The sequence below is a fragment of the uncultured Fibrobacter sp. genome (assembly GCF_937877005.1).
In the GTDB taxonomy this organism is placed as follows: domain Bacteria; phylum Fibrobacterota; class Fibrobacteria; order Fibrobacterales; family Fibrobacteraceae; genus Fibrobacter.
Genome location: NZ_CALEFV010000101.1, coordinates 1 through 9,503 on the forward strand (window position 1 = coordinate 1; position 9,503 = coordinate 9,503).

General features: G+C 52.1%; 11 protein-coding genes and 1 pseudogene. 1 reads left to right on the top strand and 11 read right to left on the bottom strand.

Features of this window, described 5'->3' with window-relative positions; all coding sequences use genetic code 11:
- Positions 1 to 297: 297 nt before the first annotated feature.
- From Q0628_RS05090 to Q0628_RS05135, 10 genes are all read right to left on the bottom strand, one after another.
- On the bottom strand, positions 298 to 1,440 hold the full coding sequence (locus Q0628_RS05090; protein WP_298768763.1) for a GTP-binding protein: 1,143 nt from the start codon (positions 1,438 to 1,440) through the stop codon (positions 298 to 300).
- 38 nt (positions 1,441 to 1,478) lie between these two features.
- Positions 1,479 to 3,545, bottom strand: a complete 2,067-nt coding sequence (locus Q0628_RS05095; protein ID WP_298768765.1) for a TonB-dependent receptor — start codon at positions 3,543 to 3,545, stop codon at positions 1,479 to 1,481.
- Positions 3,484 to 4,017: a hypothetical protein gene (locus tag Q0628_RS05100; protein ID WP_298768766.1), complete on the bottom strand. Its 534-nt coding sequence runs from the start codon at positions 4,015 to 4,017 to the stop codon at positions 3,484 to 3,486. Before Q0628_RS05100 ends, Q0628_RS05095 begins: the two co-directional genes overlap by 62 nt.
- A 169-nt stretch (positions 4,018 to 4,186) precedes the next feature.
- Positions 4,187 to 4,453, bottom strand: a complete 267-nt coding sequence (locus Q0628_RS05105) for a DUF2946 family protein (RefSeq protein WP_298768768.1) — start codon at positions 4,451 to 4,453, stop codon at positions 4,187 to 4,189.
- 29 nt (positions 4,454 to 4,482) lie between these two features.
- Complete coding sequence (locus Q0628_RS05110) at positions 4,483 to 4,917, bottom strand: hypothetical protein (protein ID WP_298768770.1); 435 nt, start codon at positions 4,915 to 4,917, stop codon at positions 4,483 to 4,485.
- Positions 4,910 to 5,761, bottom strand: coding sequence for a metal ABC transporter permease (locus tag Q0628_RS05115; RefSeq protein ID WP_298768772.1), 852 nt, complete (start codon positions 5,759 to 5,761; stop codon positions 4,910 to 4,912). Before Q0628_RS05115 ends, Q0628_RS05110 begins: the two co-directional genes overlap by 8 nt.
- A gap of 4 nt (positions 5,762 to 5,765) precedes the next feature.
- A complete protein-coding gene (locus Q0628_RS05120; RefSeq protein WP_298768774.1) occupies positions 5,766 to 6,422 on the bottom strand; it encodes an ABC transporter ATP-binding protein in 657 nt (218 codons plus the stop codon).
- A 13-nt stretch (positions 6,423 to 6,435) separates the two neighbouring features.
- Entirely contained in the window at positions 6,436 to 7,497 is a 1,062-nt protein-coding gene (locus Q0628_RS05125) for a metal ABC transporter substrate-binding protein (protein ID WP_298768776.1), read from the bottom strand.
- 80 nt (positions 7,498 to 7,577) lie between these two features.
- Positions 7,578 to 7,844 carry a hypothetical protein gene (locus Q0628_RS05130; protein WP_298768778.1) on the bottom strand — a complete coding sequence of 89 codons (267 nt, stop codon included), beginning with the start codon at positions 7,842 to 7,844 and terminating at the stop codon, positions 7,578 to 7,580.
- Positions 7,837 to 8,229 (bottom strand): Fur family transcriptional regulator, encoded by a 393-nt coding sequence (locus Q0628_RS05135; RefSeq protein ID WP_298768780.1) that lies wholly within the window; start codon positions 8,227 to 8,229, stop codon positions 7,837 to 7,839. The genes Q0628_RS05130 and Q0628_RS05135 overlap by 8 nt, the downstream gene beginning before the upstream one ends.
- A gap of 162 nt (positions 8,230 to 8,391) precedes the next feature.
- Here Q0628_RS05135 and pyrH point away from each other — a divergent pair, with 162 nt between their 5' ends.
- On the top strand, positions 8,392 to 9,099 hold the full coding sequence (gene pyrH, locus Q0628_RS05140; protein ID WP_298768782.1) for a UMP kinase: 708 nt from the start codon (positions 8,392 to 8,394) through the stop codon (positions 9,097 to 9,099).
- Between the two features lie 10 nt (positions 9,100 to 9,109).
- Here the strand turns inward: pyrH and Q0628_RS05145 are convergent.
- Positions 9,110 to 9,503: pseudogene (locus Q0628_RS05145) on the bottom strand (Fic family protein); the annotation flags it as partial.

Below are 9,503 nucleotides of genomic sequence, written 5' to 3' on the forward strand. Positions count from 1 at the left end.
TGGTCATACGACCAAAGACCGACTATTAAATCGGTACGACAAACTGAAACACGTCGCAAAACGGCATGCTTGCGTGAGCGTTCGCCTTGTCCTCTTGTACGTGAAATTTGCAGATTTCAGAGCGAGAACAAGAGCTAAACTCTATTTTGCATTTAAAATAACTTCAAAAACATTAAACTGCATAGAAATTTTGCAGAAAATTGTTTTTTGAGGAAAAATTGCCTTTTTACCCTTCTATAAAGGAAGAATGATATTCCAATTTGGAACATTATCTGCGATTTCCGACTAATTTTGCGGCTAGTCAAGGCATTTTTCGAGTTCCGTTCGGATGAATTCTTTGTTGTAGCCCTTGCCGATAAAGACGACTTGGTTTTCGCGGTCGCCGTAGCGGGAATCCCAGTTTTCCCGGACTTCGGGATTGTCGGCGAGGTAGGCTTGCTTTTGGTCTTCGCGCAGGGCGTCTATCCAATACGAAACGGGCATGACCGAAGAATTCCGGCCGGCCTGTTCGAACAGTTGAACGTCCCTGCTGGCGTCTGAGAACCAGATGTAGCCCTTGGAGCGGATGAGTTCGGCAGGGTAGCGGTTGTTGACGAAATCCATGAAGCGAGTCCTGTTGAACGGTTGCCTGGTCTCGAAAACGAAGGATGAAATTCCGTATTCGTCTACGCAGCTGTCGCGTCGGCGTCCTGACTGCAACAGGCTTGCGGTGGCTTTTTGAATGGCCGAGGACGATTCGATTTGACTGTAGTTGAAAGGTTTTGTTGTAAGGATTTTTTCGATGTCGATGTCGCCGTTTATCGAATGGATAATCGGTGCGCGGGGTTGGAAATCGCGCACGATGGATTCGACTTCCTTGAGTTGGTCTTCGCTGAGCAAGTCGCACTTGTTCAGAACGATAAAGTTGCAGAATTCAATTTGGTCAACAATCAATGTGGAAATTTCTTCTTGCGAAAGATCGTATTGGTCGGCGAGGGCGTCCCGCTGTTCTTTTTTTTGTTTCAAGTCGCTGAGGAATTCTCGGTAGATGCGGTCGGCATCGACGACGGTCACGATGGAGGTCAGGTAAACGTTGGTGTCGGGATTGTCTTCTTCGTAGGCCAAGAAACTTGCACTGACGGCGCCGGGGTCGCTGATGCCGGAGGCTTCGACGAATACGACTTCAATGGAGTCTAGGTTTGAAATCTTTTCAACTTGTTCGATGAATTCGTCGCGGAGGGTGCAGCAAATGCAGCCGTTTTGCAATTCAAACATCGGGCATTCGGCCACGTTCGAACCGTTCTTTTTCAGGATTTCGGCATCGACGTTGATGCTGCCCATGTCGTTGACGATAAGGGCGACTTTCCGCTTCTCCTGCTTAAGAATATTGTTCAAGAGGGTTGTTTTGCCGGAGCCCAGGTATCCAGTAATGAGAATGACGGGTTTCTTATTCTTTTTCATAGTTCTCCTTTGAGGTTTGGGTAAATTTGTTTGAAATTCTACCATTCGATTTTTGCGAGTGCGCTAAAATTGCGGCCCTTCTCGGGCATGACTGATTTTAGGCGAGAAAGGTGATTACGAATGTCGGCATCGAATAGGTTGTCGGCGCGGAAAACGAGGCTGTAGCGGGCGATTGCGAGTTCCCAGCGGATTTCAGTTGACAGGCCGAAGGTGATGTAGCCGGGGGTGCGTTCTTCGTAGCGGTCGACCTTGTGTTGGGCGAGGGCGATTTCCGTGTAGATGGAAGGTCGAACATGTTCCCAGAGGTAGGCGAGTTCGCCGTGGAATTTAAGCGGCGGAATTTGCGGCATGTCGCTCCAATGGGTGCTGCGGTACATGCCGCGCACATAGCTTGCCGATGCGGTTGCGTGAATCCCGCGTTCGGCGATGGTTTCAACGGTGGCGCTCCCGCCAAAAAGGAATGCCTCGTCTCCGCTGACTTGATAGATAGGGAGTAGCTGCGACCAGTTGGTGTCTCCTGTAGCGCGGGGCGCGAGATAGTTCAAGAAATAGGTGGCGTGAGCGGTCGCGCGCCAGGTGAATAAATCGCCGTAAGAGCGGTATTCCAGTTCGCTGCCGTAGCCGCTTTCGGCGTCCAGCTTGTGGTTGCCACGCTCGTAGGTGTAAGCGGCGAGATGCGGCCCCTGATTGTATAACTCTTCGATGGTGGGCGCCCGTGTGGTCCTGAATAAATCCAGCGTCAAGAATTTGCCCACACCGACGCGCTGCGAGAATTCGGCGTCAAACGCCCATAATGCAAAGTTGCGGTCTTCGATGGCGTCTTTGTCGGCGACGACGCTTTCGTGCGGGCGAAAGATCGCTCCGCCGAGTCGCGCAGCTACCGTAATTTCAAGCCCACGCCACCCACTCATGCTGGCGACTGCAAATGCGGAACCCGCATACGACCGAGTCGGTGGCGTGAACACGTAGCCACCCATTTCAATCCATCGGCGTTCCAGTTCTGCGCCCAGGCGAATTCCGAAAAGGGGACCGAGACTTGCCAGGAGTTTTTCTAAGCGCAAGTTCTCCTGATTGACGGCAAACTCGGCTCCCACCGCCCCCTTCTCTCCTTCAAATTCTCTGTGATGATAATGGTTGATTCGAAGCGTGACATCGAGCGTGTCGCGGGCATCATTGGCCGGCAAGTAAAAGCCGCGCAGTGTCAAGTCGCGTTTCCATAATTCGATGTCGACGCCGTTCGGGTGCCCGCCAATGAATCCGCCGGGGATTCCGTAGTCGCTGTCGAACCAGCGGTAAGAGGCTCCGATGCGGAAACGCCCCAAGGCGTACGCGGCGCCTACGGCCCCGCTTCCATTTTGAATGTTCGTGTTTTCGAGTGTGCCGTCGGGCGTTTCCATGTCGCCCATGCGGCGCCCCGAAAGTTCTCCTTTCAACGAGACGCCCGCAACCGATGCGTTTGCTCCCACGGCCGTTGCGTACCCCGGCTGTGCGCTTTCGGAATACCCCGCGACATAGCCGTGAAAAGGCGCTCCGTCAGAAGATGAATCGTCAAAGGGAATGTCCTTGCGTTCGACTTGAATCACTCCGCCTGCAGCTGAAAATGAATGCGCCAAAATATGCGGCCCGCGCAATACTCGCAATCGGTGTGCGGTTAAAACTTCCGATGCGACGGCATGATCGGGCGAGGTGGCGCTCATGTCTCCACAAAATGAACCGTCTTCGGTCAATTCGACATGGCTCCCCGAAAGGCCCTTAATAACGGGGCGTGCGGCGGCAGGACCCATGGAACGGATTGCTACGTCGGGCTCGTTTTTGATGGTTTCGGCAATAGTTGTAGAGATAGCGCGTTCGAGTTTGTCGCCTTTTAAATCGTCATCTTCGCGGAGGCCTTCTAAAATCGCATGCGCGGGGCTTTCCGCCTGCACTACCGAACTTCCTAAATCCTGTACAAAATCTTGGGCTGAATTCTGTTCTGTATTTTGAGCAAAAGAAGAGTGAAGGAAGCCTCCCAGAAGGAGGCTCCCCATGGCAGCCCTAATGAGGCTAATCTTCATGTTCGTGCTCGTGTTCCTCGCCCTCTTCCTGGAACGGGCAATCGTGTTCATCCAGAGCCTCGTCAACGATGACCTTGATTTCGGGCGTGCGGGCGTCTGCATGGTCGTGATGATTTACCTTGAGAATCAAGGTCGTTTCGCCTTCCTTGACACCCTTCAGGTGGAATCCCCAGCCGCCTTCCCATTCAATGTCGAGGATCTTTTCGTCACCCACGGTCCAGCCGAGGGAATGCTCGTCGTCCTTGGGGCCCGAGACTTCTTTTTCTTCGTCATTCAGGAACTTGATGTTGATGTGTTCGCTCAGGCAATTCGCATTGACGCGAAGTTCCTTGTGCTCGGAATCGACCTTGCCGCGGAATACGCTGTAAGCAAGGGTGTAGTCGGGCCAGTAAAGGTTCCAACCTTCAACTTCAAAATGTTCGTGCTGGTCGGTAGAGGCGCTGTTGCTGTCGCCGCAGGCGGCAAAGAATACACTAAGGATAACGCCGAAAAAGGCGAAGGAAATGGTCTTGGAAAATTTCATTTTTCTCTCTGTTTTAATTTGTCCATCATAGCGGACTGTTTTAGGATGCAACATGCCTGTCCGCGAAAGACATGCGGAACGCACGTAAAAAATGCGGACAATACTCCAAAACACCTGGCGATTTTTCGCAAGGCAAAAAGCAGGATGTTGCGGTTAAAGTTTTAGCGGATTATGTTGAGAGAGCGGGAGGGGCGCGCGGTCTTGAAAAGTGAAAACGCGGGTTTGTCCTGAAAATGCGAGTTTCACTAACCAGTTCGCCGATAACCACCAAAATTACAGCGACATCGGCGGTGTCGCTTGCCGTGTCGAGACCATTCTGTACTAGCGCACAGACCGGGCAATCGTCATGCTCGTCAAAGTCATCGTGATGGTGCTGGGCAATAGAGAGTAACCCCGCCACCACCAATGCAACGATTATGGTCTTCAAGAACTTCACTAAAAAATCCAATAATTAAAATAACGGAATTACTTTTCGGTCTGCATTTCGGCGTTGCGGATGATGGGGAATCCGCTGCCACCTTCGTCTTTTTCGTAATCAAAGTCTCCTTCGACAACGATAGCATCGCCTTCGGCCGGGTATTGTTCGGGATACTTGCGCGGTTTTGCAAGCTCGAAGGCAAGCCCTTGCGAACAACAGGCGAGAGCGTCGGCAATGACGCAACCGTAAAAACGCCGTTTCAGTTCTTCGTCGTAATAGCTCGAAAAGATGCCCTTCATCTTGATATGCTTTCCGAGATACTTGCTTGGGTACATGACCATTTGGTAAACTTGCCCGTAGACCATGGTCCCGCTCATGCGGGAAATGTCGATGTCGTATTTTTTATTACCATCAGGCTCCTTTGCAAACAAGGTTGCAAAGGCAAGCAGAACGGCAAGAACTACTTTGAACAACTTAAACACCTCTGCCTTGAATCAGGCTGATCGAATAGAAGAGACCAAAAGCCACAATATCTGCCGCCACAATGGTAGAACCCACGGGAGTCCCTGCAAGAATCGCGACGACGATTCCGATGAGCGAGCACACGACCGAGATGATGGCCGATGCAACCGTTACCGCGAAGAAACTCTTGAATACTCGCATGGCCGAAAGCGACGGGAAAACCACCAAGGCCGACACCAGGAGGGCGCCTACCAGGTTCATGGCGAGAACGATGATGACGGCCACGATGACAGCAATCAGCAAGTTGAAAATTGTCGTGTTGACGCCGGTTGCCTGTGCGAAATTTTCATCGAAAGTGATGGCAAAAATCTTGTGGTAGAAAAGAATGAATACGACGAGGACAGCAATTGAGAGTGCAACGCACAGGTAGACTTCTTCTACCCGGAGCGTCAGAATAGAAGTGGAACCGAAAAGAGTCGTGCAAACGTCACCTGAAATATTCGCCGAGGTCGAGAAAATGTTCATCAATAGATAACCGATGGCAAGGGCTCCGACCGAAACCATGGCGATGGCGGCATCGCCCTTGATGCGGGCGTTTTTCCCTGTACACAACAAGAGTACTGCCACCGCGACCGTCACCGGCAAGATGAGCAGCATGTTGTTTGTAATCTTGAGTACGGCCGCAATGGAAAGCGCTCCGAAGGCCACGTGCGAAAGGCCGTCACCGATGTAGGAGTAACGCTTGAGCACCAAGGTCACGCCCAGGAGCGACGAACAGAGCGATACGAGAACGCCCACGATAATCGCATAGCGGACGAAAGGGAAATCTAGGTAGAACGAAAGTTTTTCGATGAGTTCGGGCATAGGATTATTTTTCTTTTGCAGATATTTTGTTGAAATCCAGCACGCGGGTGGCATCGTCGAGAGCGGTATCCACATCGTGGGTGACCATGACGACGGTCATTCCCTTCTGATGCAGCTCTTCGATGATGCGGTACATGGTTTCGGTAGATTCTGGATCGAGGCCGGTCACCGGTTCGTCGAGAAGCAGCAGGCGCTCGGCGGCGCACAGGGCCCTCGCTAAAAGTACGCGCTGCTTTTGGCCCCCCGAAAGCTCGCGGAAGCAAGATTTTGCAAGGCTTTCGGTACGGGTTAGCGCCATGCATTCCATGGCGCGATCCCGGTGCGCCTTTCTGTAGAAGGGCAACAAGCGGTGCTTTCCTTGGAATGCCGACAGCACGATTTCTTCGACGGAGGCCGGAAAATCTTTCTGCACGATTGTCATTTGCGGCAGGTAGCCGATTTGATTTCTGCTTAAACCGTCGCAAAGTTCGATGACCCCCGATTTCGGCTTCAACAGCCCCGCGATACCCCTCAAGAAAGTCGTCTTTCCGGAACCGTTGCGTCCCACGATGCACAGGTAGTCACCTGCGTTTATGTCGTAGTCCAGATCGCGTACCAGGTCCTTGCTCCCGTATCCGAGAGTCAGCTGGCGACACTTGATAAGGGTCTTCGCATTACTCATCACACATTCCACATTATTTAATAGCTTTCTTCAAAACTTCCAAATTTGATTGCATCACGCTCAGGTAGTCCACGCCAGATTGCATCTGCGCATCCGTCACCGACTGCATCGAATTCAGCGTAAGAACCGGCGTTTCCTTCGACTTCTTGCTGGCGTCAAGAATCGCGCGCGCAATCTTCCCGTTGCTTCCGTCAATCGTGAAAATCGCGGGGAGCGCGAGCGAATCCATCTTGCCGGCCAAGAAGGCTACCGTCTCGAAACTCGCTTCGCTTTCGGCGGAACAGCCAACAAACGCGGCAAAATACTTAATGCCGTAATCATCCACCAGATAGCGAAACGGAAAACGGTCGCCAAAGAGAATTGTCTTTAACGAAGCGCTGTCTGTTGCTGCACGGTATTGGGCGTCCAGGGCGCTGATCTTTGCGATGTAAAGGCCCGCATTCATGTGGTATTCCGTAGCGTGCGCCGTGTCTACTTTCGAGAGGGCATCGGCAAGGTTCATCACCAGCAGTTCCGCGTTCTTCAGCGAGAGCCAAATGTGTTCGTCGTTTTCAGGCGCCTCGGCATGCTCGTGATGCTCGTGCTCATGTTCTTCGGCATGTTCGTGGTGCTCATGTTCGTGCTCTTCGGCTTCTTCGGCATGTTCATGATGGTGTTCCTCTTCGGCCTGCATGCCTTCCACGACTTCTTCTTCCTTGACGCGGTCGCCCAAAGCTTCCATCAGGTTCACTTGCACGCGGCCTTCCTTCGGCGTTGCTTTCAGCGCTTTCTCGATCCATTCGTCGGATTCACCGCCTATATACACCACCATGTCGGCGCTCGCGATTGCTGCGATGTCCTGTGCCGATGGCTTGTAGCTGTGCAAGTCGGTGCCGTTCTTGATAAGCAATTTCAGGTTCACGGCGTCCAGACGGTCTCCGAGGACGTTCTTCAGCCAATCGTACTGCGGATAGATAGTCGTGACAATAGAAACTTTCTTTTGTGCGGGTGCTTTTTCGTTTGATTCTGCACTGCAAGCGACAAACGTCAGGGCTGCCGCCAAAACAAACATTGCAAATGCTGCAAATTTCTTCATAATAAGTCCTTTGCCCAATTGGGCCAAAATTTGAATTGATTCTTTATTGTTCGTGGCACTTGCCGTGCCCAGAGTGCCAATCAATTCAGTAGCAGGACTTTTTGTGATACGAGAGTTGTCGACGGCGAAACTGCCGCCTTAAAGCAGACTAATTTGAAATAGAAAAACCGTAAAGCAAGTTCGAAAGGTGCCACTACCAGTTCCATGCAAACTGAAATCAGTTCCAGACAACGGTGGATGTGGTGGCACACGTGGCAGTGATCGCCGTGGCAATGGTGTTCCAAGTGCCTGGCGACGTAGAGCGATGCCAAGATTACAAGCAACTTGTTGAACAGGGCGTTAACCATGGCGCCTCCGCGAACAACCGGAGCAGCGGCCAAGCAACACGGACTGTTGCTGGTCCAGTTCAAATCCGCTGCGTTGTACCGAAAGCTGCAACACCTTGAGGGCGGGGCCTTCCAGGTGAAAGAACTTGCCGCAATCCTTGCATACGAGGTGCATCTTTTCTTCGCATTGGCCTGGGCCCGTGTAGCGGTAGCGCAACTCGTTGTTGTCGTCGGCGCCGACAATCTGCACGACTCCCGCCTTTTCCATGCGGGACAGGTTCCTATATATAGTGCTGAGCGAAACTTCGGGCAAACTTTTGGCAATTTCGGACGCCTTGAAAATGCGGTCGGGATTTTCGACCATGTAGTTCAGGATCATCTGCCTTGTTTGCGTCTTGTATTCCACTTTTTTCTCGAATTGTCCTAAATTTGCGAACGATTTGCAAATATAGTAAATTTGCGAATGATTTGCAAGTCTTCGGTGCGAGGGCGAAGTACTGCTTTGTAGTGTTTTTTGCACTTTTGTTTTACTACATTTTGAAGTTAGATAAACCCAAACTAATTTGTTATGTCAAAGTTCAAAAGAATTCTTCTCAAGCTTAGTGGCGAAGCCCTCGCGGGCGAAAAGGGCCACGGTATCGACAATGTCATTCTCTCCGACATGGCCTCTGAAATTGCATCTATCGTCAAGCAGGGTGTGCAGGTCGCGCTCGTGATCGGGGGTGGAAACCTCGTTCGCGGCATTTCCGCTTCGGCTGGTGGCATGAACCGAGCCCAGGGCGATGCCATGGGCATGCTCGGCACAGTCATGAACGGTCTTGCTATGCAGGACGCTCTTGACAAGCAGGGAATCGACTCCGTGGTGATGTCTGCCATCCGCATGGAACCGGTTTGCGAATTCTTCGACCGCCGCAAGGCCCTCAAGCTTTTGTCCGCAGGCTCCGTGGTGATTTTCTCCGCAGGCACCGGCAACCCGTTCTTCACGACGGACAGCTGCGCCGCTCTTCGCGCTATCGAAAGCGAATGCGACGTGATCATGAAGGCCACCAAGGTCGACGGCATCTACACGGCCGACCCGGTCAAGGACCCGACCGCGACCCGCTTCGACGACATCAGCTACAAGGAAGTTATCTCTCGCGGCCTCAAGGTGATGGACACCGCAGCGGTCGCCCTCTGCATGGAAAACAACATGCCTATCTTCGTCTTCAAGATGGAAAAGGGTAACCTGACTCGCGCCGCCGTTCAGGGCGACCTCGGCACGCTGGTGCACTGCTAATTTCAAACGGTTAAATCAAACTGTATTTCTGGCTTCGTCCGCCCTTGTTTTCGGGGCGGACGATTTCTTTTTGAATCAAGTCCTGGATGTCGCGGAGTGCGGAATCGTGGCTGGTGCCGGTAAAGGCGGCCACCTCTTTCACCGAGAATACGGCCGGCAGTTCTCCGTTCCAGATGGCTTCGATAATCTTCCTTTCGCGACCACTCAAGTCGGCCTGCTGGTTCTTTTGCAGGAATTGCACTTTTTTCAAAGTGGCTGCAATTTCTTTTTCGCGGTTTTCGATTGCGCTCTTCAGGGCCTGCAGGAACCATAGGATCCATTCGGTCAAGTCACCGTTGCCGGCCTGCGCCTTTGAAAGAATTTGTATGTAATTTCCGGCCTGGGAATCATGAAATACGGTATTT

Excerpts from the sequence above, each read along its gene's own strand:
- Q0628_RS05095 (WP_298768765.1), bottom strand. The coding sequence starts at position 3,545 with ATGAACACGATTGCCCGTTCCAGGAAGAGGGCGAGGAACACGAGCACG.
- Q0628_RS05115 (WP_298768772.1), bottom strand. The coding sequence starts at position 5,761 with ATGCCCGAACTCATCGAAAAACTTTCGTTCTACCTAGATTTCCCTTTC.
- pyrH (WP_298768782.1), top strand. The coding sequence starts at position 8,392 with ATGTCAAAGTTCAAAAGAATTCTTCTCAAGCTTAGTGGCGAAGCCCTC.
- Q0628_RS05125 (WP_298768776.1), bottom strand. The coding sequence starts at position 7,497 with ATGAAGAAATTTGCAGCATTTGCAATGTTTGTTTTGGCGGCAGCCCTG.
- Q0628_RS05100 (WP_298768766.1), bottom strand. The coding sequence starts at position 4,017 with ATGAAATTTTCCAAGACCATTTCCTTCGCCTTTTTCGGCGTTATCCTT.
- Q0628_RS05090 (WP_298768763.1), bottom strand. The coding sequence starts at position 1,440 with ATGAAAAAGAATAAGAAACCCGTCATTCTCATTACTGGATACCTGGGC.
- Q0628_RS05130 (WP_298768778.1), bottom strand. The coding sequence starts at position 7,844 with ATGGTTAACGCCCTGTTCAACAAGTTGCTTGTAATCTTGGCATCGCTC.
- Q0628_RS05120 (WP_298768774.1), bottom strand. The coding sequence starts at position 6,422 with ATGAGTAATGCGAAGACCCTTATCAAGTGTCGCCAGCTGACTCTCGGA.